Here is a 23,588-nt window from a genome sequence, read left to right on the forward strand (position 1 = left end):
AGCGGTTTCCAGCCCGCGACAGTCCTCGCGGGTGGTGCGGGGTTCGGCGGGCGGGTCCTGGAGGCCCGCCCGCCGAACGCCGGTCACCTGAGGGATGGGACGGGGACCTTCGACCAGTCGATGTCCGAGCCCAGGTAGAAGCTCGGGTAGGCGGGCTGGTTGTAGGCGGTCTGCTGCCGGGCCACGTCCACCCGGTACTGCGGGTCGTGCATCAGCGTGTAGAGCTTCCTGTCGGTCAGCTCGGTGCTGACGTACATCCGGACGGCGCTGCTGTCGGCGGTGCGGACCAGCAGTTCCTCGCGCCAGTCGCCGAACACGTCCGCCACCAGGCCGGGGTTGCCCTTGGTCCAGTTGTTGGTCAGCGTGCCCTCGGCGGTCAGCAGTGTGCCGCGCCGGCGGTCGTCGATCGTGGGCGTCTGCAGCTCCGTGGTGGCGGTGCCGTTGACGATCTGGGTGGTCATGTCGGCGGCCCAGCGGATGCTCATGTTCGTGCCGGGGGCGTCGCGGCCCAGGTACTCGCCGCGGGCCGACCACAGACCCGCCTGGATGGCCTGGTCGGGCGGCATCGACGACCAGGTCTCCAGGCCGGGGACGGCCGGGTCGATGTCGCCGGCCATGCCGCGCCCGGTGTCGACGCCGCTGTAGCCGCCGTGGATCACCTTGCCGGTGGCCGCCTCGCGCAGCGCCCAGCCGTACGGGGCCCAGGCGCCGCCCTCGTGCACGGTCCAGATCTCCAGGCCGGGCCGGGCGGGGTCGATGTCGCCGACGTGCATGGCGTCGCCGTGGCCGAGCCGGACGTTCTGGCCGGGCACGTTGCTCTGCGGCGGAGCCTGCGCGAAGGAGGAGTAGAGCAGGTCGCCGTCGTCGTCGATGGTGGCGGAGCCGTAGACGATCTCCTGCCGGCCGTCGTCGTCCACGTCGGCCACGCTCATCGAGTGGAAGCCCTGCGTGGTCAGACTGGCATACTCGGGGTCGCTGCCGTCCACGCCGTGCGGACTGGCGTTGAACGGGTTGGCCATCGGGACGTGGCCGCTGTCGACGTACCAGCGCTCCTTGAGCCGCCTGCCGTCCCAGTCGTAGGCGACCAGCGTGGTGCGGGTGTAGTAGCCGCGGGCGAAGATCGCCGACGGCCGCCTGCCGTCGAGGTAGGCGACCGAGGACAGGAAGCGGTCCACCCGGTTGCCCGGCTCGACCCTGGCCATCGCGTAGTCGCCCCACAGCAGGCCGTCGTCGCCGCGCCCGGGCTTGTAGGGGATGGTCTGCAGCTCGCGGCCGGTCGCGCCCTCGAAGACCGACAGGTATTCGGGGCCGGTCAGGACGAAGCCGGCGAACTCGCGCAGCCGGTTGTTGCCGCTGCGGGCGGGCGCGTAGACGTCCACGAAGTACGTGGCCAGCTCGACGGCGTCCGCGTGGGAGAGCGGGTAGCGGTACTTGGGCGCGATGCCGAACGCCGCTTCGAGCGTGGCCGGCCAGCGTCCGGCGACGACCTCCGGGTGCTCGTGCCATTTCTCGAACATGGCGGCGACATGGTCGAAATAGTCTGCGGCGCTTTTTCGATAGTCGTCGGTATTCGCGTATCCGGCTTTGACGTCCGCGCGCGGCATCGTGACATAACGCTCGGAGACGACCTGGCCCCTGCTGCCGTACCGGATGATCTTCGTGCCGGGGGCGGTCTTGAGCATCATCTCCGAACGGCCGTCGCCGTCGAAGTCGTAGACCAGGAACTGGGTGTAGTGGGCGCCGGAGCGGATGTTGACGCCCAGGTCGAGGCGCCAGCGCAGGGTGCCGTCCAGTTCGTACGTGTCCACGTAGGTGTTGCCGGTGTAGCCGCGCTGGGAGACGTCCTTGCTGTTGGACGGGTCCCACTTGACGACGTACTCGTATCGGCCGTCGCCGTCCACGTCGCCGACGCTCAGGTCGTTGGCCGCGTACGTGTACGCCTCGCCGGCCGGGGTCACACCGTCGGCGGGCTTCTTCAGCGGGAGGTCATAAAACGTTTTAAGCCAAGGGGTGACTGAATCGCTCTTACGGCCTTCGCGGCCCTTGACGATCGGCGCCACCCGGTACTCCGAACGGGCCGTGCCCCTGGCGTCCTTGTAGTTGGTGCTGTCGGTCACGGTGGCGATGGGGCGGCCGTCGCGGTAGACGCGGAAGGTGGCGCCCGTCATGCCGTTCGGGCCGTGGCCGGAGACCTCGTCCCCGAGCAGACGCCAGCTCAGGAAGACGCCTTCGCCGGTGGACGCGGCGACCAGGCCGCGGTCCAGCTGCTCCAGCCGGGGGCCGGGGCGGTGGCGGCCGGAGGTGTGCGGGGCCTTGGAGCTTTTGGAGGCGCTCGTGCTCTTCGCGGCGCCGGCGCCCGGGGTGCCTGCCGTGTCCGCGATCGAGGGGAGCGCGGTGAGCGGCAGGCAGAGCAGAGTGGCCAGGCCGGTGGCCAGCGCTCGGCGGATGCTGCTGGGGGGTCTCATGGTCACGAGCTCCGCTGATTAAATCGATATAATTTTAGCTGGGAGAGTATTGGTGGATAGCGGCCTCTGTCAAGGCTTTGTTGCCGGTCGATTTCTGGCGTGGCGAAATGGGGCGTTCGCCGCGAAATAGTCGTTAGTGGAAATAAGGCGATTCGCCGGGCGATGAGCGGAAACGCCTATGGCGCGATCTGCACCTCGACCCCGGTGAAGCCCGCTGGGACACCGTCCGTCACCAGCAGGTCGGCCGCGTCCCAGCCGCACACCCGGATCGGGGCGTTCAAGGAGAACTTGCGCGCGTCGCCCACGACGATCGTCCGGCGGGCGACGGAGATGAGCCGGCGCTTGGTCTCCGCCTCGTACGGCGTGGCCCCGTACACCCCCGAGGCGTCGAGCGCGGTGGCGGCCAGGAACAAGGTCCGCACGCTGAGGTGTCCGAGCGCGGCCAGGGTCTCGGGGCCGCCGAAGGAGCGGGTGTCCCTGCCGTACTGACCACCGACCCCGATCAGCGTGACGTCCGGGCGGGGGGCCAGGGTGGCGATGGCGGGCAGCGAATGGGTGATCACGGTGAGGCCGGCGTCGGGCGGCAGCAGCTTGGCGATCTCCAGCGTGGTGGTGCCCGAGTCGAGCGCCACGGTCGTGCCGGGCTCGACATGCCGCACGGCCGCGGCGGCGATCGCGTGCTTGGCGACGGCGGCCTGCTCCGACCGGTCGGCGAACGGCGGCGCCGTCGCGTCCGCCGCCGTCGCGCCGCCGTGCACGACGCGGATGAGGCCGTCCTGGGCCAGTCTGCGCAGGTCGCGGCGGACGGTGTTGGGGGAGACGCCCAGGTGGGTGACCAGGTCCGTGGCGGCTGCGTACCCGTCCAGCTCGATACGGCGCAGGATCGCCTCGCGGCGCGCCGGGGCGGACGTGTAGCGCAGGCTGGTGGCCTCCGGGGCGCGGCTCATGTGACCATGATGCCTCATAGGTTGGCGCTTTTCCGCCAACTTCTGGATTTATAGTGACAACATGACGACGCCACGGACCCTGCCGGCCCCTCTCACCGCTTCGCGTGCTGAGGGCGTGCGGGTGGAGGCCGTCGTGGCGAAGGACGGGTTGTCGGGTGGGGTTGATGTCGGCACCACTCACGTCAAGGTGGGGCTCTTCGATCGGTGGGGCGGGTGTGTCGCGGCGGTGCGGCGGGAGACGCCACGCGAGCTGCCCGCGCTGGTCGCCGTCGTGTCGGACGCGCTTGGTGAGTGTGCCGCGCGGGCGGGGCGGGGGCCGGAGGCGATCGGGATCGCTGGGATGGCCGAGACCGGTGTGCCGCTCGACTCGTCGGGGCGCCCGCTCGGTCCCATGTTGTGGTGGAACGACCCCAGAGGCGCGGAGGAGGCGGCACGGCTGGGGCGGGACGCGCTCGGCCTGTACGCGCTGACCGGGAGGTGGGCCGACGCCAAGGCGCCGCTGGCCAAGTGGCTGTGGTTGCGGGCCCACGCGCCGGAGGTGCTGCGGGCGATGCGGTGGTGGGCGAGCGTGCCGGACGCTCTGGCGTACGAGCTGACGGGGGTGCTGCGCACTCATCCGACGCTGGCCGCGCGCACCCTGGCCTACGACGTGCGGCGCGGGCGCTACGACGAGGACCTGCTGGCCCTGGCGGGACTGTCCGCGGACCGGCTGCCACCCGTGGTGTCGGCGGTGGAGCCGGTCGGTGGGCTGGTGGCCGCCATTCCCGGGGTGACGCCGGGCGTTCCGGTGGTGGTCGCGGGTCATGATCACGCCGTGGGGGCGTGGGCCGCCGGGGTACGGCGTCCGGGCGACGTGGCCGACTCGCTGGGCACCGCCGAGGCCGTGATGGTGCCGGCCAGGGAACGCCCCGACCCTCGTACGGGACTGGCGCTGGGCGTGACGGTGGACCCGTCGCTGGACGGAACCGGAACGGTGCTGGTCGGCGGGCTGCCGACGAGCGGCGCGATGCTCGACTGGCTCCTCGATCTGCTGAGCCCGCCGACAGGTGACGACCCCGCGCCGCACTCCCGGCCCGGTGAACGACGTGACTACACGGCGCTGCCCGGGTTGCTCGCCGGGGTGTCGCTGCCTACCGGGATCGTGGTCGAGCCGTATCTGCGGGGCCGGGTCGCGCCTGCGCCTGATCGGGACAGGCGGGTGGCGGTGTCGGGGGTCGGCTCCGGGCACGGGGCGGGTGATCTGCTGGCCGCTGCCGTTGAGGGTACCTGCCTGCACGTCCGCTGGATTCTGGACGAGCTCACCGCCGTAACGGGCACCGCGCCGGAACGGCTGGCGGTCTTCGGTGGGCAGGTCAGGATTCCGCTGTGGATGCGGGTCAAGGCCGCCGTCTCGCCCGTCCCCGTGGAGGTGGTCCGTTCCGACGACGCGGTCTGCGCGGGCGCGGCGCTCGTCGCCGGGCAGGCGGGCGGGTCGCTGCACGACGTTCCCGTACTGCCGCGCGAGCCGATGCCGTCCGACCTCGCACTTCAGGCCGCCTACCTGCCCCAGTACGAGCGCTTCCTGACCCGAGCCACAGCCCAGAGCACCCCAGAAGCTGGGACACAGAAGCACCCCAGAAGCTGCAGCACAGAACAGGAGCACCGATGACCAGCCCCGGCACTACCCCCGAGCCGACACTCGACCTGCTCGCCCGCCCCTCCGGCGGGTTCGCGATGGTCGCCATGGACCAGCGCGAGAGCCTGCGGCAGATGTACGCCGCCGCCACGGGCGAGCGGGTCGGCGATGAGGTGCTGACGTCGTTCAAGCTGGCGGTGGCGCGTGAGGTCGGGCCGTACGGCTCCGGGTTCCTGATCGACCAGGACTACGGGTTCGAGCAGGTGGCCGCCGAGGGCGCGGTGCCCGGCGGGCTGATCGTCGCCGTGGACAGTCTGCGGCAGGACCCGGACGGGCCGGTCGAGGACACCGGGATCGACGAGCGGGTGGACCTGGCCGCCGCGCGCGCGGCCGGGGCGGTGGCGGCCAAGTTGCTGCTCATCTGGCGCGACGACGAGGAACGGGAGCGCCGGCTGAAGACGGCGGCCGAGTTCGTCCGGCGCTGTGCAGCCGCCGGACTGCTCTCCGTGCTCGAAGGCGTCGCCAAGCCCGCTGCCGAGGAGACCGGGTTCGACGGGCCGGCCGCGATCAGGGAGGCGGCGCGGGAGCTGGCCGGGCTGCGGCCGAGCCTGTACAAGGCGCAGGTTCCGCTCGGCGGGGCCGCGCCGGAGGAGAAGCTGCTGGAGGAGTGTGCCCTGCTGGACGAGGTCATCCCCGTCCCGTGGGTGGTGCTGTCGCAGGGCGTGGAGCGCGACGACTTCCCGGCGTCCGTGCGGGCGGCCTGCCGGGCGGGCGCGTCGGGCATGCTGGCGGGCCGGGCCATCTGGAGCGACGTCGTCGGCGAGCCTGACCTGGCCGCGCAGTTGCGGGCGCGTTCGGTGCCCCGGCTGCGCAGCCTGGCCGCCATCGTGGACGAGTACGCGCGACCCTGGAACGCGCGATGAGCGAAGGGGACGGCGATGGAGTGCGCGCGGCCGTGGAGCGCGGGATGGGCGAGCGGGACGGGGATCGAGTGCGCGCGGCCGTGGAGCGCCCTGTGACCAGGACGGCGATCGCGATGTTGCACACCGTGCCCGCTCTCGCCGCGCCGCTGGCCGAGCTGGCAGGCGAGGTGCGGCCCGGTGCGCGGGTGTCGCACTTCGTGGACGAGAGCCTGCTCCAGGACACGATCGCGCACGGCGGTCCGCCGCCGCACGTCCTGCGCCGGGTGGTGTCGTACGCCGCCTACGCCGAGGAGTCCGGGGCGGGCACGCTGCTGGTCACCTGCTCCTCCATCGGCGAGGCCGCCGAGCTGGCCCGGTCGTTCACGCGGCTGCCGGTTCTGCGCATCGACGAGCCGATGGCCGAGGAGGCGGTACGGTCCGGCGCGCGCGTCGGCGTGCTGGCCACCCTCGCCACCACGCTCGGCCCCACCACCCGGGCCGTCCAGCGGGCCGCGGCCCGGCAGGAGGCGGAGCGGGAAGTGGTGCCGTACCTGTGCGAAGGAGCCTTCGAGGCGCTGCGCTCCGGCGACCCGGCCCGCCACGACCGGCTGGTCCTGGACGGTTTCAGGGAGCTGAGCGGGGAGGTGGACGTGGTGGTGCTGGCCCAGGCGTCCATGGCGCGGATCGTGGCGGAGGCGGCGCAGGGGCACGATGCGCCGGGCGTACCGGTGCTGTCGTCGCCGAGGTCGGGGGTGGCGCAGCTGGCCGGAACCAGCGCCCGAACCGGTGGGTGACGCGGCCGGCGGAGTCAGTGCCTGAGCCGGCCGGGTCAGCGGCCGAGACGGTGGGTGACGCGTACTCGCCACAAGCCGGGCCCGCAGGCCAGGTACGTGAAGCCGTAGTCGTCGTGGCCGGCCGCCAGAGCGTCGCACAGGTCGCCCGGGTCGGTGCTTGAGCACAGATCGAGCTGCTCGCCGCGGGACAGCCGGTGCAGCCGGTCGCCGATGGCCTCCGTCAGCCGGTCGGCCGGAAGGGCGTCCAGGTCGACGGCGGGGCCCTCGGTCAGCGGGTACCAGCGGTGCGGGCAGGCGCCGAGGGCGGAGGTGGAGGAGGCCGGTCCGCCCGGCGCGGCCAGGACCGCCTGCTCGGTGGCGAGGTGGTCGCCGAGCTGGGTGAGCAGGTCGCGGACGGTCGTGGCGATCTGCGCGGGGGAGCGGGCGCCGCGTTCGCGGGCCGCGGCGGCGAGGGTGTCCACGCAGGCGCGCAGCCGGGCGTGGTCGCGGGCCAGCCGGGACAGCTCGGGGGTGGCCTCGTGGGCGGGGAAGAGCAGCCGTTCCTCGTCGGTGACCTGCCTGATGAGCTCGGCGCGCAGGTAGCCGGCCAGCGCGGTCAGCTCGCGGCCCGGCCAGCGGTCCTGGGCGGCGACCCGCAGCACGTCACGGGCCCGGCCGGTGACCTGGGTCAGGAGGTGGGCGTGTTCCATGGGCAACGTCGTCTGGGTATCCATGATCCCTTCCCTTCGAGAGGAGCGGAGCGAACCGGAGCCGATGGGCACACGCGCGTCAGTCGGGCGCGGGCGCGGGTGAGGGCGCGGGTGACGACGAGGGCGCGGGTGAGGGCTCGGGTGAGGACGAGGGCGAGGCGCTTTCCCACTCAGGGGGCAGGATCGCGGTGTCCATCCGCCGTAGCTCGTCGCGGTGCAGCGCGCCCAGGCGGGTCAGGACGCGTTCGCCCGCCGGAGCCAGCGCCACCCGCACCGCCCGGCCGTCGCTGGGATGGGCGCTCCGCTGCACGAGGCCCTGGTTCTGGGCCCGGCCGATGAGCTCGACCACGCTGTGGTGACGCAGCAGCAGCCGGTCGGCGAGCTCCCGCACGCTCGCCCAGTCACGGCCGGGAAAGCCCTTGAGCGCCAGCAGCAGCTGGTACTGCTGCGGGGTCAGGCCGGCGGCGCGCACCGCGTCCTCGCTGAAGCGCAGGTAGGCGCGGATCGCGAAGCGGAACCTGGCCAGCGCCTCGAAGTCCTGCTTGGTCAGGGGCTCAGGTTGCGCCGCTGCGTCGTCCACGACCGCGCCGCCTCTCTCTCGCGTCTCCCGGGTCACCCGCGGCCCGGGCCGCGGGTGACAGCGTCCATGGACTTCATTTTATATCGTGCTACGATACAAAATGTCCAGGTGGCGTGGGAGCGTGCCTGGTGGCATCGCCCTGGAGGTGTGTCGTGCTCGATGACTACGAACGTGCGGCCCTGCGGGACATCCAGCGCCGGTTATCAGACGACGATCCGGACTTCGCCCGATCGTTCGGCGCCGGCGCCCAACGCCTGGAACGGGCGGCGCCACCGCTCCTGCCCAGGGAGGCGTACACGATCATGACCGTGTTCGGCGCGGCGTTCGCGGTCATCTCGCTGCTGGCCGGATCGCCGTTCGTGGCCCTGCTGTTCGCCGGGCTGAGCGGCTGGACCTGGTACGCCCGCCCGCGCGGAGCGGAGAAGGGGCCCTGACGCCCGGCGAGAGACGGCGAAGCCCCCGGCGCCCGCGCGAACGAGGCACCGGGGGCTGAGGCCCGTGCTCACCAGTCGTGGACGGTGCCGTCCTTGAGCCGGTTGAAGGGCAGGTAGGCCGGCTGGTACGGGAACCGCGCCGCGGCCTGCTCGTCGAGCTCCACCCCGAGCCCCGGCAGCTCACCCGGATGCAGATAGCCGTCCTCGAAGGTGAACGACTGCCGGAACACCTCGTTGGTCGCCGCCCCGTGCTGCATGTACTCCTGGATGCCGAAGTTGTGGATCGCCAGGTCCAGGTGCAGCGCCGCGGCCATGCCGACCGGGGAGATGTCGGTCGGGCCGTGGATGCCGGACTTGATCTGGTACTGGGCGGCGAAGTCGAGCAGCTTGCGCATGGCCGTGATGCCGCCGGTGTGGGTGACGGCCGAGCGCACGTAGTCGATGAGCTGCTCGCGGATCAGCGTCTGGTAGTCCCACACGGTGTTGAACACCTCGCCGATCGCCAGCGGCGTGGTCGTGTGCTGCCGCACCAGGCGCAGCGCGTCCTGGTTCTCCGCCGGCGTGCAGTCCTCCAGCCAGAACAGGTCGTACGGCTCCAGCGCCTTGCCCAGCCTGGCCGCCTGGATCGGCGTCATCCGGTGGTGCCCGTCGTGCAGCAGCGGCAGCTCGGGACCGAACTCGTTACGCACCGCCTCGAAGACGCCGGGCAGGTGGCGCAGGTAGGCGCGGGTGTCCCAGTCCTCCTCGGCGGGCAGCGGGGTGCGCTGGGCCGGCTCGTAGTCGTAACGCTTGCCGTCCACGCTGGGCTGGGCGGCGACGCCGTACACGGCGTTGATGCCCGGCACGGAGGTCTGCACCCGGATCGAGCGGTAACCCTGCTCCAGGTGCCGGCGGATCGAGTCGAACAGCTCCTGCTCGTCCCGGCCCGAGGCGTGCCCGTACGCCATGATCCCGGTCCTGGAGGCGCCGCCGAGCAACTGGTAGAGGGGCATCCCGGCGGCCTTGGCCTTGATGTCCCACAACGCCACGTCCACGGCCGCGATGGCGGCCATGGTGACGGGCCCGCGCCGCCAGTACGCCGAGCGGTAGAGGAACTGCCACGTGTCCTCGATGCGGTGCGCGTCCCGCCCGATCAGCAGGGGGACGACGTGGTCGGCCAGGTAGGAGGCGACCGACAGCTCGCGCCCGTTGAGGGTGCCGTCGCCCAGCCCGGTGATCCCGTCATCCGTGGTGATCTTCAAGGTGACGAAGTTGCGGTCCGGACTGGTGACGACGACGTCCGCGGCGATGATCTTCACAAGGGTGCCTTTCTCACAACAGGAACGGGGCTCACCATTCCGCGAACGAGCCGTCGCGGTGCCGCCAGATCGGGCCGCGCCAGGCGTGCCCCCGCTTGTCGGCGGCGCGGACCGAAGCCTCGTCGATCTCGATGCCCAGGCCGGGCGCGGTCAGCCGCTCGATGTGGCCGTCCGCGAACGCCAGCGCGGCCCGGTCGACGCAGTAGTCGAGCACGTCGGCGCCCCGGTTGTAGTGGATGCCGATGCTCTGCTCCTGGATCAGGTAGTTCGGCGTGGCGAAGCCCACCTGGAGGCAGGCGGCCAGCGCGATCGGGCCGAGTGGGCAGTGCGGGGCGAGTTGCACGTCGTACACCTCGGCCAGGGCGGCGATCTTGCGTACCTCGGTGATGCCGCCGGCGTGCGCGAGGTCCGGCTGGGCGACCGCGATGCCGGCCTGGAGCACGGGCAGGAACTCCTGCCGGCTGTAGAGCCGCTCTCCGGTCGACACCGGGACCGGCGTCGAGCGGACGAACTCGCCGATGAGGTGCGAGTTCTCCGGGACGACCGGCTCCTCCAGGAACAGCGGCCGGTACGGCTCCAGCAGCGGCGCCAGCCGGCGGGCGTTGGCCAGGGTGAAGCGCCCGTGCAGGTCCACGGCCACGTCGCGGGAGTCGCCGAGCACCTCGCGGGCGGCGGCCACCCGGGCGACCACGCCGTCCAGCTCGGCGACCGAGGCGAGCGGGCTCATCCGGCCGGAGGCGTTCATCTTCACCGCGGTCAGCCCGGCCTCGACCTGGGCGGAGATGTGGTCGCGCACCTCGTTCGGCTCGTCGCCGCCGACCCAGCCGTACACGCGGATCCGGTCCCGGACCGGGCCGCCGAGCAGCTGGTGCACCGGCGCGCCGAAGTGTCTGCCGGCGATGTCCCACAGCGCCTGGTCCAGGCCCGCCACGGCGCTGGCCAGGATCGGCCCGCCCCGGTAGAACGAGCCCTTGGTCATCACCTGCCAGTGGTCCTCGATGCGCAGCGCGTCCCGGCCGATCAGCAGCTCGGCGAGCTGGTGCACGGCGGTGCGCACGGTCTCGGAACGCCCCTCGCAGGTGGCCTCGCCCCAGCCGACGACGCCGGAGGCGGTCTCGACCCGGACGAAGAGCCAGCGGGGGGCGACCAGGAAGGTCTCGACGCGCGTGATGGTCGTCATGCCGTCAGCCCTTGGTCGCGCCGGCGGTCAGGCCGGAGACGACGTACTTCTGCACGAACAGGGCGATCACCATGATGGGCAGCGTGACCACGGTGGTCGCGGCCATCAGGCCGCCCCAGTCGATGCTGGCGTACCCGACGAAGTCGAAGATCGCCACGGGCAGGGTCTTGGTGTCCGCGTCGGACAGCACCAGAGCGAACATGAAGTTGTTCCAGGAGAAGATGAACGACAGGATCCCCGCGGTGGCGATCCCCGGCACCGACAGCGGCAGCGTGATCCGCCGGAACGCGCCCACGTGGGTCAGCCCGTCGACCAGCGCGGCCTCCTCCAGCTCCTCCGGCAGGCTGTCGAAGTAGCCCATCATGATGTAGACCACCAGCGGCAGCGACACGAACATGTGGCTGATGATCAGCACCCCGAAGCCGCCGACCATCTTCAGGTTGGAGAAGACGTAGAACCAGGGCACCAGCAGTGAGACGCCGGGGATGACCCGCGCCATCAGCACCACCAGCGCCGACTTGCGCATGTTGAACCGGCTCATCGAGTACGCCGCCGGCACGCCCAGGATCAGCGAGGCCACGGTCGCGGCGAACGCCACCCAGAGGCTGTTGAGGATGAACTCGATGTAGTTCGCCTGCTGCAGCACGGTCGCGTAGTTGGCCAGGGTGGGGACGAAGGCCAGCGCCTTGCCGGGGTCGTAGATGTCGACGTTCGTCTTGAACGACGCGGCGACCATCCAGACCAGCGGCGCGATCAGCCCGAGCACCACGACCGTGAGCGCCACCCCCCGGAACACCTGGTACGAGGTCCGGGGTCTCATCGCTGGGCCTCCTTGCGCCGGGTGGTCAGGGCCCACATCGCCCCGATGATGATGAGGAAGAAGAGGATGAGGACGGTGGAGGAGACGCCGTACTCGTTGTAGTCGAAGCTGAGGCCGTAGGCGTACACGTTGAGCGTCTCGACCTCGTGGAAGGAGCCGCCGCCGCGGCCCTTGGTGGCGTACAGGATGTCGAAGGTCTTCAGCGCGTCGATGCCGCGCAGCAGGATCGCCACCGTCAGTGTCGGCATCAGCAGCGGCAGCGTTACGTGCCGGAAGCGCTGCCAGGTGCTGGCGCCGTCGATGCGCGCCGCCTCCTGCGGCTCCTCCGACAGCGAGGTGAGGCCGGCCAGCAGGATCAGCACCACCATCGGCGTCCACTGCCACACGTCGATGAAGATCGTCGTGGGCAGGGCCGTGTGCTGGCCGGCCAGCCACGGCTGCGGCCCGATGCCGACCCAGCCGAGCGCCTGGTTGGCCAGGCCGATGTTCGGGTCGAAGATGAGCCGCCACATCATGCCGACCGCGACCGGGGTGGCGACCAGCGGCAGCAGGACGGCGACCCGGACCCAGCGCTCGCCCTTGAACGGCCGCCACAGCAGCAGCGCGATCGCCATCCCCAGGACCACCTCGAACAGCAGCGCCACGACGGTGAACGTGGCGGTCCGCCCGACGGCCGGCCAGAACCGTTCGACGTCGGTGAGCACGTCGAGGTAGTTCCGCAGGCCGATGAACTCGCTCTCCGCGCGCACAGACCCCTCGGCGTCGGTCAGGCTGAGGTAGCCGGTCCAGGCCAGGGGGAAGATGAGCAGCGCGGCCACGAACGTCATCGCGGGCGCGGCGAACAGCCACTTGCGGTGGTGATCGACCCAGCGGGCCCAGCCGGGCGTGGCGGGGGTGGCGGCGGCGCCGGGCGGCGCCTTGGTGGTGGTCGTTGCCATGAGGTCTCCAGATGAGGCGGGACTGCGGAAGGACGCGGGCGACGGGCCGTGCCCGTCACCCGCGTGCGCCGCTTACCTGGCCTCGTCGTCCAGGAACTTCTGGAACGCGGTGTTGGCGGTGTCGGCCGACGCCGCGGCGTCCTTGCCGGTGATGGCGTCCACGATCGGCTGGCCGACGATCTCGCGCGACTCGGCGACCTTCACGACCAGCGGGCGGTCATGCCCCACGCCGGTCTTGGTGCTGGCCGCGATGGCGTCGGCGAGGTCCTTCGGGAACGTCGAGGTGCCCTCGGGGTTGGCCCAGACGGAGGTGCGGGCGCCCGGCACGCCGGACTTCTGCTGCGCCAGCGTCTGGTCCTTGCCGGTGGCCCACTCGATGAACTTCCACGCGTTGGCGGTGTTCTCGGAGCTGGCGTTGACGCCCAGCGCCCACGACGGGATGTTGTACGGCTTCGAACCGGCCGGGCCGGCGGGGAACGGCGCGAAGCCGACCTGGTCCGACACCTTGGACTTGGCCGGGTCGGTGGCGTTCTTGTACAGGGAGTTCGCCTCGGTGTAGAAGGCGGCCTTGCCCTGGGTGAAGATGGCCATCGCCTCGGGCCAGCCCATGTCGGTGCTGACGTTCGCCGGTCCCGAGTCCTTGATCAGGCCGCCGTAGAAGGCGTACGCCTGCTTGGCCGCGTCGCTGGCCACCGCCGACTTGCCGCCGCCGTCGACGAAGTCGCCGCCGAAGCTGTACAGGAAGCTCGAGAACTGGGTGACCGCCGTGGACTTGCCGGTACGGGCGACGAACCCCGCGACGCCGGGGTCGGCCGCCTTGATCTTGGCGGCGGCGGCCTTCAGCTCGTCGAGGGTCTTCGGCGCGGCGTCCAGGCCGGCCTTCTCCAGCAGGTCCTTGCGGTAGTACAGGACCTCCTGCTCGGTGATGATCGGCACACCGACCGGCTTGCCCTCGTACGTGGTGGCCTCGGTCGGGCCGGCCTGGAAGTCGGCGAAGTCCCAGTTCGCGTTGGCCTTCACCTGGTCCGACAGGTCCGCCAGGTACTTGTTCTTGGCGAAGAGCTTGCCCTCCTGGAGGGGCCGGTACATCATCACGTCGATGTCGGACGAGCCGGCGTTGAGCTTGACGTTGTACTGGTCGGAGAGCTGGTCCTCGCCGAGCTGGGTGACCTCGACCTTGAGCCCGGACTGCTTCTCGAACTCGGGCAGCGCCTTCTTGATGTTGTCGGTCCACACGTGGTTGGCCAGCGTGACCCGGACCGTGGTCGATCCGCCCTCACCGCCGCCGTCGCCACCGCCGCCGCACGCGGACAGGCTCATGGCCACAACCACGGCCAGAGATGGACCGATTATCGATCGATGTCGCACGTCATCTCGCCTTTCGTCATGGTCGCCGCCCCCCGGTAGAGCGCCACGCATCCGTAACATCCGTTTAATGTCGGGATGCTAGGCCAAAAAAGCTGACTTATTCAAGTATCGACGTTCAATTGATATGCTTTGTCGGTGACCCAGTCCTCCCCCAGGGGCGCATCGAGCCCACAGGCCCCTGCCGAGGCTGGGCTTCATGCTCGTGTCCTCGACGAACTCGGCACCGTCATCTGCAACGGCGACCCGCCCGCCGGCGCCGTCCTCAGCATCGAAGACCTGGTCGACCGCTACCAGGTCTCCCGCTCGGTGATCCGCGAGGTGCTGCGGGTGCTCGCCTCCATGGGACTCGTCGAGACCCGGCGCCGCGTCGGCATCATGATCCAGCCCCCCGAGGCGTGGAAGGTCTTCGATCCGCAGGTGATCCGGTGGCGGCTGGCCTCGGACGACCGCATGGCGCAGATGCGCTCGATCACCGAGCTGCGTACGGCGATCGAGCCGTACGCGGCCTGGCTGGCCGCCGAACGCGTCCACGACGACGCGGCGAGCGACTTAGTGGGACTCGCCGGCAAGATGTGGGCCGCCGGCAAGGCGGGCGACGATGCCCGCTTCCTCGACCTGGACATCGACTTCCACCGGCGGGTGCTGGTCGCCTCGGGCAACGAGATGTTCGCCGAGCTCCAGCTGATCGTGGCCGAGGTGCTGGCCGGCCGCCACCACTACCACCTGATGCCGCACTACCCCGACGAGGAGGCGCTGCAACTGCACACCGACGTGGCCCACGCCATCCAGCGCCGCGACGGCGAGCGGGCCAGGCGGGCCATGGTGCGGATCATGGAGCAGGGGTTCGCCGAGATGAAGTCGATGTGGGAGCAGACCGCCGAGCCCGGCGGGGAATGACGCGCCGAGTCCGCCGCGAATGAGCGGCGCCCGCCCCGGGCCGGGCGGGCGTCCGGGCGGGCGTCCGGGCGGGCGTCCGGTCGGGCGGTGCTCGGTCGGGTGGCGTTCAGGCCGTCGGTGAGAGCGGGCGGCCTGGCAGCAGCCGGGGCGACGGCGGGAGCGGGGCGGCGTCGGGGGCGGCGCGCAGCGCCTGGATGGTCAGCGCGGCGAAGCGCCGGGAGGCCGCCACCCGGCCGGCCGGTGAGGCGGCCTGGAGGCCGTTGTTGGCCATGAGGACGAGCACCAGGTCGTCCAGGACGAAGTCGGCGCGCAGCCGCCCGGCCGCCTTGGCCCGGCGGGCCAGCTCGGAGATCGCCTCCAGCGTGCGCCCCCGGCTCGCCGCGAAGTCGATCGCGCCGGGGAAGGTGGCCATGAAGGCCGCGGTGAAGCCCCGGTCGCGGGCGTGCAGCTCACAGATCCGCTCGATCACGTGGCAGAAGCCGCGCCACGGATCAGGCTCGTCGAGTCCTTCGGTGACGATGACCTCGCAGGCGCGCATCTGGTCCGCGAACGCCTCGGTGGCCAGCATCTCCTTGGTCGGGAAGCGCCGGTAGAGCGTGGCGGGGCCGACTCCGGCGCGGCGCGCGATCTCCCGCATCGGCACGTTCAGGCCCTCGGCGGCGAACACCGCGCGGGCGGCCTCCAGGATGCGTTCGCGGTTGTCGAGGGCGTCGGAGCGCAGCTTGTGAGTCAAACGGTCGTTCACCGTTCTCACTTTAGCTAAACGGACGGGGGCGTCCACTAGTGTCCTCAGCGCTCTGAGAGAACGCCTCGACCAGCAGGAGACGATGATGAAGGCAGTGGCCATCCAGACGTTCGGCGGCCCGGAAGGACTCGCGGTCATCGACGTGCCCGACCCGAGCCCCGCCGCGGGCCAGGTGGTGATCGCCACCGAGGCGATCGGCGTCGGCGGTGTCGACGCCTTGATCCTCAGCGGCGCCCTGGCCGGGTACGGCTTCCAGGAGGGGCACATCCCGGGCGGCGAGGTGGTGGGCACCGTGACCGCCGTGGGCGAGGGCGTGGATGCGTCCTGGCGCGGCCGGCGCGTGTGGGCGTTCACCGACGGGGGCGGCGGCTACGTGGAGCAGGCCGTCGCTCCGGCCTCGGCGCTCGTCCCGCTCCCCGCGGACGTGTCCGCCGCCGATGCGGTGACACTGGGGAGCTCCGGCACGGTGGCCCGCTTCGGTCTCCGCCATGCCCGTTTCGTCCCCGGCGAGTCCGTGCTGGTGCGCGGCGCGGCCGGCGGCATCGGCATCATGGCGGTCCAGCTCGCCGCGCGTGACGGCGCCGGCGTGGTGGCGGTCACGACGTCCTCGGCCGAGCGGGGCGACCGGCTGCGCAAGCTCGGCGCGACCCACGTGCTCGACCGTTCCGGCGAGGGGGACGAGGGCGCTCCGGCGGCGTACGACGTCATCATCGACATCGTCGCCGGCGCGGGCCTGCCGTCGTTCTTCGCCAAGCTCAACCCGAACGGGCGCATGGTGGCCCTGGGCGCGGTCGCGGGCTTTCCGCCGGCGGACTTCGGCATGGAGGTGTTCGCGGCGTTCCGCAAGTCGCTGTCGTTCGCGGTCTTCAGCGCGGACTCCGTGTCCCACGACGACCGGCGCGCCGCCACGGCCGCCCTGCTGGCCGCGGCGGGCCGGGGCGAACTGGAGGCGGTGGTGCACGAAGTGCTGCCCTTGGAGCAGGCCGCATCGGCACACCGGAAGATGAACGCCGGTGAAGTCTTCGGCCGACTCGTGCTGACCCCTTCGACCGGCTGACGCGGTCAGGCCGTCGCGCGGCTGACGCCGTCAGACCGGAGCCACGCTGGCGGGGGGGGGCCGGTCTCGGTTGGTCTGGGGGGCTGGTCAGCCGAGGTCCAGCACGATGCGGACGCCGGAGGCGCCGGATGCCTGGCCGTGCCAGGCCCGCGCGGCCTGGTCCAGCGGCACCACCTCGTGCGTCACGGCGAGCCTGCCCGCCGCCGACTGCTCGGCGACGTGGGCGACGGCCGCCGCCCGCCGTTCCCTGGACAGCTCGTTGTTGGTGTAGCCGAGGACGCGCAGCGACCGGCTGCGCAGGGTGGCGGAGTCCAGCGGGCACGTCTCCGCCGCCGCGCTCCCGAGGTTGACCAGCCGCCCGCCCGGGCGCAGCGTCCTGGCCGCCGCCGCGGCGGGGACGCCGTACAGCGGGTCGAGGACCAGGTCCACCGGTCCGTCGCAGGCGTCGGCGAACCGCCGCGCGAGCCCGTCCACGTCGTCGGAAGCGGAAGCGGCCGGGGGGAGGGGGACGACGGCGTCGGCGCCCGCCTGGCGGGCCCGTTCGAGGCCGGCCGCCGAACGGGCCGCGGCCACCACGCGGCGCGCGCCCGCCAGCCGGGCCAGCTGGATCGCCGCCTGCCCGACCGCGCCGCCCCCGCCGAGCACCAGCACCTGCTCGCCCGCGGCCAGCTCGCCCCGCCAGGTCAGTGCCTGGTACGCGGCCACCGCCGACAGCCCGAGCGCTGCCACGGCGAACGGATCGGCGCCTTCGGGCAGCTCGACCAGGTCCTCGGCCCGTGCCAGGGCCAGCTCCGCCATGCTGCCGTCCCCTGGAGCCATCCCGGCAGCGGTCGGGAACCACACGAGCCGCCCGCCGGCCGACCCGACGCCCTGGACACCGGGCACGTACGGCAGCGCGGGCAGCCCGAAGTAGGACGTGCCGGTCGCGCACAACAGGTCCAGCGGGGTGATCGGCGCGGCGACGACCCGCACCAGCTCCAGGCCGGGACCCGGCACCGGTTCCGGGCGCGCGGCCACGGCCGGCGGCCGCCCGCACTCGTCGATCTGGAGGGCTCGCATCATCGGGCTCCTGCGTCGTACGCCTACCGGCGGCCCCGGACCTCCGTGACCGCCGCTGCCGGAAGGTGGATCAGGTGGCGATGTCCGGATACGGCAGCCGCATGTGCGACAGCCGCCGCGCGTACTCCGTCTGGAAGCCCAGCGGCGGATGGTCGCGCTCGAACATCGCGATGAACAGGGTCAGCGTCAGGAACGGATGTGCCCCCAGCTCGAACAGCCGCGGATAGTCGTGGGCGGCCAGTGCCTCCCGCTCCACGTCGTCGAAGCGCAGCCAGGTGGACGACTCGCCGTCGTGGCAGTTGAGGATGCGGTTGGCGTACTCGCCCTCCCACCACTCCACCGTGGCGCGCGGCTCCTCGCGGTAGCGCTCGAGCAGCTCGGGATCGCGGTCCACGGTGAACAGGAACTTGTTCAGCAGGTACTTGCTCATGCGCCGGCGCCTCCGTCCGGGTACCAGGTGAAGTACGCCTCCATGGTGTGGAACAGGTCGTAGGTGTCCACGTAGTCCGCCTTGCGGCCCTCCCCGGCGACCCCCATCATCAGCATGAAGTCCATGAACCCGTGGGTGGCGTTGCCCGGCAGGTGCAGGCTGTCGAGGGTGACCTCGGCCAGGCAGCCCTCGATGTCGCCCGAGGAGATCCACTCGACGGCCTTGCGGTCGAACTCGGGGTCGGGGCCGTGCGGCCCGAACTGGCGCGGGCCGCCGAGCTCCAGCGACAGGTGCCCGGTGCCGATGATCGCGACCCGCTGCTCGGCCGGCCACGACTCCACCAGCTCCCTGATCGCCTGCCCGAGCTGCACGAACCGCTTCGGCCGCGGCAGCGGAGGGGCGAAGATGTTGGTGTAGACGGGCACGATCGGCAGGTCGTTCTGCGGGCGCAGGGTGATGATCGGGCACGTGATCGAGTGGTCGATCCGCAGCTCGTTGGAGAAGGCCAGGTCGAAGCCGGCGTCGATGCCCTCGCGCAGGATGTACGACGACAGCTCCTCCTGCCCCTGGCACACCATGCGCGGCAGCCCGAACTCGCGTTCCTCGTTGTAGAAGTTGGCGTCGTAGAAGGGCGCCTTGCCGATCAGGAACTGCGGCATGTTGTCCAGCCAGAGCTGGTGGAAGTGGTCGGAGCCGACCATGACCAGCACGTCGGGCCTGGCCCTGGTCAGCGTCTCCCGGAACGCCTCCACCTTGCGCACCCACTCGTCGGCGAACGGCGGGCGGTCTTCTCCGGTGGCGGTGCTGGCGCGGTAGTAGAAGGGGTGGTGGGTGGACGCGATGACCGCGACGACCTCAGCCATGCGAACCTCCGATGACCTCAGTCATGCGAACCTCCGTCGGGGGATGGGAGCGGCTCGGGCGGGATGGACCGGTTGTTCAGGTCCACGGACAGGAAGATCTCGTTGGCCACCGGCCGGCGCAGCTCCTCGGCGAGCTGCCCGATGAGCCCGGCGGTCCTGGCCAGCAGCGCGAACCCGCGCAGCAGTTCCAGTGGCAGGCCCAGGTCGGCCAGCGCCGCGCCGCAGACGCCGGCGCCGTTGAGCGGCAGCGTGCGGGCGAGGACCTGCGGGTGCACGCGCCCGATGGCGGCGAACAGCGACAGGTGCGGGCCGAGCAGGCCCTCCTCTTCCGCGATCTCGAACAGCCTGGGCGTGCGCGGGTCGCCGTTCTTGTGCACGTGATGGCCGAGCCCGGGGATGAGACGCCCGGACTCGCGGCGGGCCCGCACGGTGTCCAGGGCGAGCGCGTCCCAGCCGGGCTCCTCGGCCGGCAGCGGGTCGTGCGCGACGATCACCTCGTGCAGGAAGCGGCCGCAGTCCTCGGTGACGCCGAGGAAGCGGGAGCCGCCGCCGAGCAGGCCCGCGGCCAGCGCCCCCTGTACGGAGTCGGGCGCGGACAGGTACGTCAGCCGCGTCACGATCGCGGTCGGCGTGAACCCGTGGTCGGCCAGCGCGGCCAGCACGGCCTCGAAGACGCGGACCTCGCCGGGCGACGGGCGGCGCTGCGTGGCCAGCCAGAAGGCCAGCTCGCCGAAGCCCACCTCGCCCATCACGTCGGCGGCCAGGTCGTGGCCCAGCAGGGTGATCGTGTCGGGCGTCGACGCCCCGAGCGCGGTCGGATACTCAGGCACGTCCGTCCTCCAGCCACTTGCGCAGCTCGGCGCCGTGCTCGTCCAGGTCGGGCGGCGGCAGGGCGTACCCGGCGGGCGTCTGGGAGAAGCGGATCGGGTGCCGCGTCGTCGGCACCGCCCGATCGCCCTCGCCGACCACCACAACGGGGTCCAGCCCGAACCGCTCCGCCGCGGCGAACCCGCCGTCGATGGTGTTGATCGGCCCGCTCGGCACCCCGGCCTCGACCAGGAGCTGGAACCACTCATCGGCAGGCCGCCGGACCAGCTGCTCGACGAGCAGGGGCCGCAGCTCCTCCCGCCGCTCGGTGCGGTCGGCGTTGCGGGCGAAGCGCGGGTCGTCGGCCACCTCGGGGATGCCGAGCACCTGGCACAGCTTGCGGAACTGCCCGTCGTTCGCGGCCGCCACGATGAGGTCGTTGTCGGCGGTCGGCAGCGGCTCGTACGGGAACACGCTCGGATGCGCGTTACCCATCCGGTACGGAACCACGTCCCCCGCCACGTACGCCGAGCTCTGGTTGACCAGCCCGGTCAGCGCCGACGACATCAGGTTCACCTCGACGTGCTGCCCCTGCCCGGTGGCCTCGCGGTGGCGCAGCGCGGCCAGCACGCCGATCACCGCGTGGTTGCCCGCCATCACGTCGAACACGGAGATCCCGGCCCGGTAGGGCGGCCCGTCCGGCTCGCCGGTCAGGCTCATCAGCCCCGACATGGCCTGCACCATCAGATCGTAGCCCGGCACCCGCGCGCCGGCCCCCGATCCGAACCCGCTGATCGAGGCGTACACGAGGCCGGGGTTGGCCGCGCTGACGGTGTCGTAGTCGAGGCCGTACTTGGTCAGCCCGCCCGGGCGGAAGTTCTCCACCAGCACGTCGGCCCGCCGGGCCAGCTCCCTGGCGAGCCCGGCGTCGCCCTCCTGGCGCAGGTCGAGCGCGATCGACCGCTTGCCCCGGTTGACGCCCAGGTAATAGGTGGACGCGGTGCCGCGCGCGGGCGGCGTCCACGAGCGGGTGTCGTCCCCGCCGGGGCCCTCGACCTTGACGACGTCGGCGCCCAGATCCGCGAGCAGCATCGTGGCGTACGGGCCGGCCAGCACCCGGGAGAAGTCGGCCACCAGCACACCGGACAGCGGCCCGTCGGGCACGTGGTCAGTCATCCGGATCCATTCTTCCGTTCGCTCAGCTCGTTCGTCCGCTCAACGGACGTATGTCCGCTGAGGCGATCCCAGCATCTAAAAGCTGTCTCGTCAACCATCTTGACAGTGCGGCGGCATCTCATCACAGTGGCGTTGACCGTACAGCGGACGACTGTTCGCAATCGAGGAGCGTGTCATGAACGAGTTCGAGGCCGGACGCCCCGTGGTGCTGCGCGGCGGCACCGTGCTGCCCATGGACGGCAGGCGGGTGCTCACCCGCACGGACGTCCTCGTCACCGGGGACAGGATCGCCGCCGTCGGCCCCGAGCTGGAGGCGCCCGAGGGCGCCGCCGAGATCGACGCCACCGGCGGCATCGTCATGCCGGGCATGATCGACACCCACCGGCACATGTGGCAGACCGTGATGCGCGGTTACGGCGCCGACTGGACGCTCACCCAGTACTTCGTCTGGTACTACCTGGAGCACGGCAAGCTGTTCCGGCCCGAGGACGTGCACGCGGGCAACACCCTGGCCGCCATCGAGGCCCTCGACGCCGGCGTCACCACCGTCGTCGACTGGTCGCACGGCCTGCGCACCCCCGACCACGCCGACGCCGCCGCCGACGCGCTGCAGGCCGTGCCAGGACGGTACGTGCTCGCCTACGGCAACATCCAGCAGCCGCCCGCCGAGTGGACCGCCGCGCCGGAGTTCCGCGACTTCGTCCGCCGCCGGGTCACCGGCGACGACCTGCTCGGCTTCCAGATCGCCTTCGACGTGACCGGCGACCCGTCCTTCCCCGAGCGCCCCGCCTTCGAGGTGGCCCGCGAGCTCGGCGCGACGGTCACCACCCACGCCGGCGTGTGGGGCGCCACCAGCGACGACGGCATCCGCCTCATGTACGACCACGGCTTCATGACCCCCGGCACCGTCTACGTGCACGCCGCCTCGCTGTCGGCCGACTCCTACCACCGCATCGCGGCCACCGGCGGCTCGATCTCCGTCTCCACCGAGAGCGAGCAGAGCGCCGGACAGGGCTACCCGCCCACGTGGGCCATCCGCGCCCACGGCATCCCCGTCTCGCTGTCCATGGACACCAGCGTATGGTGGAGCGGCGACCTGTTCTCGGCCATGCGCACCACGCTCGGCGCCGACCGCTCGCGCGAGCACCTGGAGGCGCACGCCAAGGGCGAGACCGTCACCCATTGCGCCCTGCGCGCCGACCAGGTCGTCGACTGGGCCACCAGGGGCGGCGCCCGCGCCATCGGCCGCGACGACCTCGGCACGATCGAGCCCGGCAAGAAGGCCGACCTCGTACTGATCAAGAACGACGCGTCGCCCGTGTCGTTCCCGCTGCTCAACCCGTTCGGGCACGTGGCCTTCCAGGCGCAGCGCGGCGACGTGCACACCGTGCTGGTCAACGGGCGCGTGGTCAAGCACGAGCACCGCCTGCTCGGCATCGACCTGGCCGCCGTCCGCGCCCAGGCCGACAGCACGATCGAATACCTCAGGGGCGAGATGGGGGAGGAGGCGTGGGAGCGGGGGATGAACCCCGACATCCCCTCGGCGAAGGTGCTCGACAACCCGTACACGTACACGGACTATCGCAGCGACGCCACGCACCGCCTCTGACCGGCCGCTGTGCGGACGGGCGACCGTCTAGAGTCGGATCGACAGATCCGAGCGAGTGAGGGCGTACATGGCACGTGGTGAGACCGGACCTGACTTCATCGAGGCGCTGGCCCGAGGCCTCGACGTCATCAGGGCCTTCCGGCCGGGCTGCCCGGTCATGTCGCTGACCGAGGTGGCGGCCGCCACCGGGCTGGCCAGGCCGACGGCCCGCCGCATCCTGCTCACCCTGCAGGAACTGGGTTACGCCAGGGCCGAACGGGGCGGGTTCGCCCTCACACCTCGGGTGCTGGAGCTGGGCGTCACCTACGTGCGCTCGATGGGGTTGTGGGAGGTGGCCAGGCCGCACCTGGAGACCCTGGTCAAGGAGACGCGCGAGTCGTCCTCGATCGCCCAGCTCGACGGCTCCGACATCGTCTACGTGGCCAGGGTCGCGGTGCCGAAGATCGTGGCGCTGTCGGTGCAGATCGGCACCCGCTTCCCCGCGCTGCAGACCTCGCTGGGCAAGGTGCTGCTGGCCGCGCTGTCCCCGGCCGAGGTCGAGCGGGTGCTGGCCGAGCCGAGCCGCTCCGGCATCGAGCCGCGCTGGCGGCCCGATCCGGGCGAGCGGGAGGCGGCCCTGCGCGCCGTGCGGGCCAAGGGCTGGGCGATGACCGACGAGCAGCTCGCCCTGGGCATCCGCTCCGTCGCGGCGCCGCTGCGCGACGGGCTCGGCAACGTCATCGCGGCGGTGAACGTCAACGCCCACGCCGCCGAGACCTCGATCGAGCAGCTGACCGAGGAGCACCTGCCGCTGCTGCTCAGGACGGCGAGCGCGATCAGCGCCGACTGGGCGGCCTACGACGCGGTGCCGCACGTCACGGCCTCGTGACCGCCCGCCCGCCCGGCGGGCGATGCGCTCATGGGTCTTGCCGGTCG

23 protein-coding genes are annotated in these 23,588 nt (G+C 71.8%); 8 read left to right on the forward strand and 15 right to left on the reverse strand.

Annotated features, from left to right (window positions below; translation table 11 throughout):
- Window positions 1-83 precede the first annotated feature (83 nt).
- Together OIE67_RS17170 and OIE67_RS17175 are read right to left on the reverse strand one after the other, a co-directional pair.
- Window positions 84-2,465 (reverse strand): rhamnogalacturonan lyase, encoded by a 2,382-nt coding sequence (locus OIE67_RS17170; RefSeq protein WP_326641449.1) that lies wholly within the window; start codon window positions 2,463-2,465, stop codon window positions 84-86.
- A 176-nt stretch (window positions 2,466-2,641) separates the two neighbouring features.
- On the reverse strand, window positions 2,642-3,412 hold the full coding sequence (locus OIE67_RS17175; protein ID WP_326641451.1) for a DeoR/GlpR family DNA-binding transcription regulator: 771 nt from the start codon (window positions 3,410-3,412) through the stop codon (window positions 2,642-2,644).
- 61 nt (window positions 3,413-3,473) lie between these two features.
- Here OIE67_RS17175 and OIE67_RS17180 point away from each other — a divergent pair, with 61 nt between their 5' ends.
- The 3 genes from OIE67_RS17180 to OIE67_RS17190 are packed head-to-tail and all read left to right on the forward strand — an operon-like array spanning window position 3,474 to window position 6,723.
- A complete protein-coding gene (locus OIE67_RS17180; protein ID WP_326641453.1) occupies window positions 3,474-5,060 on the forward strand; it encodes an FGGY-family carbohydrate kinase in 1,587 nt (528 codons plus the stop codon).
- Entirely contained in the window at window positions 5,057-5,950 is an 894-nt protein-coding gene (locus OIE67_RS17185) for a hypothetical protein (protein WP_326641455.1), read from the forward strand. Before OIE67_RS17180 ends, OIE67_RS17185 begins: the two co-directional genes overlap by 4 nt.
- The gene (locus tag OIE67_RS17190) at window positions 5,947-6,723 is read left to right on the forward strand and encodes an aspartate/glutamate racemase family protein (protein ID WP_326641457.1); all 777 of its coding nucleotides are present in this window, start codon (window positions 5,947-5,949) and stop codon (window positions 6,721-6,723) included. The genes OIE67_RS17185 and OIE67_RS17190 overlap by 4 nt, the downstream gene beginning before the upstream one ends.
- Window positions 6,724-6,758: 35 nt before the next feature.
- On the opposite strand, the gene OIE67_RS17195 is transcribed toward OIE67_RS17190, so the two are convergent.
- Together OIE67_RS17195 and OIE67_RS17200 are read right to left on the reverse strand one after the other, a co-directional pair.
- Window positions 6,759-7,436 carry a hemerythrin domain-containing protein gene (locus OIE67_RS17195; RefSeq protein ID WP_106246697.1) on the reverse strand — a complete coding sequence of 226 codons (678 nt, stop codon included), beginning with the start codon at window positions 7,434-7,436 and terminating at the stop codon, window positions 6,759-6,761.
- Window positions 7,437-7,491: 55 nt separating this feature from the next.
- On the reverse strand, window positions 7,492-7,992 hold the full coding sequence (locus OIE67_RS17200) for a MarR family winged helix-turn-helix transcriptional regulator (protein ID WP_326641460.1): 501 nt from the start codon (window positions 7,990-7,992) through the stop codon (window positions 7,492-7,494).
- A 152-nt stretch (window positions 7,993-8,144) separates the two neighbouring features.
- Between OIE67_RS17200 and OIE67_RS17205 the strand changes: the two genes are divergently transcribed.
- Window positions 8,145-8,426: a DUF3040 domain-containing protein gene (locus OIE67_RS17205; RefSeq protein WP_326641462.1), complete on the forward strand. Its 282-nt coding sequence runs from the start codon at window positions 8,145-8,147 to the stop codon at window positions 8,424-8,426.
- A gap of 68 nt (window positions 8,427-8,494) precedes the next feature.
- On the opposite strand, the gene manD is transcribed toward OIE67_RS17205, so the two are convergent.
- The 5 genes from manD to OIE67_RS17230 form a co-directional block, all read right to left on the reverse strand.
- A complete protein-coding gene (gene manD, locus OIE67_RS17210) occupies window positions 8,495-9,724 on the reverse strand; it encodes a D-mannonate dehydratase ManD (protein ID WP_106246702.1) in 1,230 nt (409 codons plus the stop codon).
- 31 nt (window positions 9,725-9,755) lie between these two features.
- Window positions 9,756-10,904: a galactonate dehydratase gene (gene dgoD, locus OIE67_RS17215; protein WP_326641464.1), complete on the reverse strand. Its 1,149-nt coding sequence runs from the start codon at window positions 10,902-10,904 to the stop codon at window positions 9,756-9,758.
- A 4-nt stretch (window positions 10,905-10,908) separates the two neighbouring features.
- Window positions 10,909-11,724, reverse strand: a complete 816-nt coding sequence (locus tag OIE67_RS17220; RefSeq protein WP_106246705.1) for a carbohydrate ABC transporter permease — start codon at window positions 11,722-11,724, stop codon at window positions 10,909-10,911.
- Window positions 11,721-12,662: a carbohydrate ABC transporter permease gene (locus OIE67_RS17225; protein ID WP_181308058.1), complete on the reverse strand. Its 942-nt coding sequence runs from the start codon at window positions 12,660-12,662 to the stop codon at window positions 11,721-11,723. Before OIE67_RS17225 ends, OIE67_RS17220 begins: the two co-directional genes overlap by 4 nt.
- 72 nt (window positions 12,663-12,734) lie before the next feature.
- Window positions 12,735-13,982 carry an ABC transporter substrate-binding protein gene (locus OIE67_RS17230; protein WP_326641467.1) on the reverse strand — a complete coding sequence of 416 codons (1,248 nt, stop codon included), beginning with the start codon at window positions 13,980-13,982 and terminating at the stop codon, window positions 12,735-12,737.
- Window positions 13,983-14,165: 183 nt separating this feature from the next.
- On the opposite strand from OIE67_RS17230, the gene OIE67_RS17235 reads away from it, so the two are divergent.
- The gene (locus tag OIE67_RS17235; RefSeq protein ID WP_326641470.1) at window positions 14,166-14,927 is read left to right on the forward strand and encodes a FadR/GntR family transcriptional regulator; all 762 of its coding nucleotides are present in this window, start codon (window positions 14,166-14,168) and stop codon (window positions 14,925-14,927) included.
- Window positions 14,928-15,033: 106 nt separating this feature from the next.
- Here the strand turns inward: OIE67_RS17235 and OIE67_RS17240 are convergent, their stop codons facing one another.
- Window positions 15,034-15,672 (reverse strand): TetR/AcrR family transcriptional regulator, encoded by a 639-nt coding sequence (locus OIE67_RS17240; protein WP_326641471.1) that lies wholly within the window; start codon window positions 15,670-15,672, stop codon window positions 15,034-15,036.
- 82 nt (window positions 15,673-15,754) lie between these two features.
- On the opposite strand from OIE67_RS17240, the gene OIE67_RS17245 reads away from it, so the two are divergent.
- The gene (locus OIE67_RS17245) at window positions 15,755-16,729 is read left to right on the forward strand and encodes a zinc-binding dehydrogenase (protein ID WP_326641474.1); all 975 of its coding nucleotides are present in this window, start codon (window positions 15,755-15,757) and stop codon (window positions 16,727-16,729) included.
- 87 nt (window positions 16,730-16,816) lie between these two features.
- On the opposite strand, the gene OIE67_RS17250 is transcribed toward OIE67_RS17245, so the two are convergent.
- From OIE67_RS17250 to OIE67_RS17270, 5 genes are all read right to left on the reverse strand, one after another.
- Window positions 16,817-17,791 (reverse strand): zinc-binding dehydrogenase, encoded by a 975-nt coding sequence (locus OIE67_RS17250; RefSeq protein ID WP_326641476.1) that lies wholly within the window; start codon window positions 17,789-17,791, stop codon window positions 16,817-16,819.
- A gap of 67 nt (window positions 17,792-17,858) precedes the next feature.
- On the reverse strand, window positions 17,859-18,218 hold the full coding sequence (locus OIE67_RS17255) for a hypothetical protein (protein ID WP_326641478.1): 360 nt from the start codon (window positions 18,216-18,218) through the stop codon (window positions 17,859-17,861).
- Window positions 18,215-19,081, reverse strand: coding sequence for a DODA-type extradiol aromatic ring-opening family dioxygenase (locus OIE67_RS17260; protein WP_326641480.1), 867 nt, complete (start codon window positions 19,079-19,081; stop codon window positions 18,215-18,217). The genes OIE67_RS17255 and OIE67_RS17260 overlap by 4 nt, the downstream gene beginning before the upstream one ends.
- A 17-nt stretch (window positions 19,082-19,098) precedes the next feature.
- Complete coding sequence (locus OIE67_RS17265) at window positions 19,099-19,911, reverse strand: citryl-CoA lyase (RefSeq protein ID WP_326641482.1); 813 nt, start codon at window positions 19,909-19,911, stop codon at window positions 19,099-19,101.
- Window positions 19,904-21,064, reverse strand: a complete 1,161-nt coding sequence (locus OIE67_RS17270) for a CaiB/BaiF CoA transferase family protein (protein WP_106246718.1) — start codon at window positions 21,062-21,064, stop codon at window positions 19,904-19,906. Before OIE67_RS17270 ends, OIE67_RS17265 begins: the two co-directional genes overlap by 8 nt.
- Window positions 21,065-21,239: 175 nt before the next feature.
- On the opposite strand from OIE67_RS17270, the gene OIE67_RS17275 reads away from it, so the two are divergent.
- Together OIE67_RS17275 and OIE67_RS17280 are read left to right on the forward strand one after the other, a co-directional pair.
- Window positions 21,240-22,673, forward strand: coding sequence for an amidohydrolase family protein (locus OIE67_RS17275; protein WP_106246719.1), 1,434 nt, complete (start codon window positions 21,240-21,242; stop codon window positions 22,671-22,673).
- Window positions 22,674-22,740: 67 nt separating this feature from the next.
- Window positions 22,741-23,541 (forward strand): IclR family transcriptional regulator domain-containing protein, encoded by an 801-nt coding sequence (locus tag OIE67_RS17280; protein ID WP_106246721.1) that lies wholly within the window; start codon window positions 22,741-22,743, stop codon window positions 23,539-23,541.
- The last annotated feature ends 47 nt before the right edge of the window (window positions 23,542-23,588 follow it).

The sequence above is a fragment of the Nonomuraea fuscirosea genome (assembly GCF_035917475.1).
GTDB classification, from domain to species: domain Bacteria; phylum Actinomycetota; class Actinomycetes; order Streptosporangiales; family Streptosporangiaceae; genus Nonomuraea; species Nonomuraea fuscirosea.

Excerpts from the sequence above, each read along its gene's own strand:
- OIE67_RS17170 (WP_326641449.1), bottom strand. The coding sequence starts at position 2,465 with ATGAGACCCCCCAGCAGCATCCGCCGAGCGCTGGCCACCGGCCTGGCC.
- OIE67_RS17220 (WP_106246705.1), bottom strand. The coding sequence starts at position 11,724 with ATGAGACCCCGGACCTCGTACCAGGTGTTCCGGGGGGTGGCGCTCACG.
- OIE67_RS17270 (WP_106246718.1), bottom strand. The coding sequence starts at position 21,064 with ATGACTGACCACGTGCCCGACGGGCCGCTGTCCGGTGTGCTGGTGGCC.
- OIE67_RS17230 (WP_326641467.1), bottom strand. The coding sequence starts at position 13,982 with ATGAGCCTGTCCGCGTGCGGCGGCGGTGGCGACGGCGGCGGTGAGGGC.
- OIE67_RS17255 (WP_326641478.1), bottom strand. The coding sequence starts at position 18,218 with ATGAGCAAGTACCTGCTGAACAAGTTCCTGTTCACCGTGGACCGCGAT.
- OIE67_RS17275 (WP_106246719.1), top strand. The coding sequence starts at position 21,240 with ATGAACGAGTTCGAGGCCGGACGCCCCGTGGTGCTGCGCGGCGGCACC.
- OIE67_RS17180 (WP_326641453.1), top strand. The coding sequence starts at position 3,474 with ATGACGACGCCACGGACCCTGCCGGCCCCTCTCACCGCTTCGCGTGCT.
- OIE67_RS17260 (WP_326641480.1), bottom strand. The coding sequence starts at position 19,081 with ATGGCTGAGGTCGTCGCGGTCATCGCGTCCACCCACCACCCCTTCTAC.
- dgoD (WP_326641464.1), bottom strand. The coding sequence starts at position 10,904 with ATGACGACCATCACGCGCGTCGAGACCTTCCTGGTCGCCCCCCGCTGG.
- OIE67_RS17280 (WP_106246721.1), top strand. The coding sequence starts at position 22,741 with ATGGCACGTGGTGAGACCGGACCTGACTTCATCGAGGCGCTGGCCCGA.
- OIE67_RS17250 (WP_326641476.1), bottom strand. The coding sequence starts at position 17,791 with ATGATGCGAGCCCTCCAGATCGACGAGTGCGGGCGGCCGCCGGCCGTG.
- OIE67_RS17175 (WP_326641451.1), bottom strand. The coding sequence starts at position 3,412 with ATGAGCCGCGCCCCGGAGGCCACCAGCCTGCGCTACACGTCCGCCCCG.
- OIE67_RS17190 (WP_326641457.1), top strand. The coding sequence starts at position 5,947 with ATGAGCGAAGGGGACGGCGATGGAGTGCGCGCGGCCGTGGAGCGCGGG.
- OIE67_RS17225 (WP_181308058.1), bottom strand. The coding sequence starts at position 12,662 with ATGGCAACGACCACCACCAAGGCGCCGCCCGGCGCCGCCGCCACCCCC.
- OIE67_RS17185 (WP_326641455.1), top strand. The coding sequence starts at position 5,057 with ATGACCAGCCCCGGCACTACCCCCGAGCCGACACTCGACCTGCTCGCC.
- OIE67_RS17195 (WP_106246697.1), bottom strand. The coding sequence starts at position 7,436 with ATGGATACCCAGACGACGTTGCCCATGGAACACGCCCACCTCCTGACC.
- OIE67_RS17245 (WP_326641474.1), top strand. The coding sequence starts at position 15,755 with ATGATGAAGGCAGTGGCCATCCAGACGTTCGGCGGCCCGGAAGGACTC.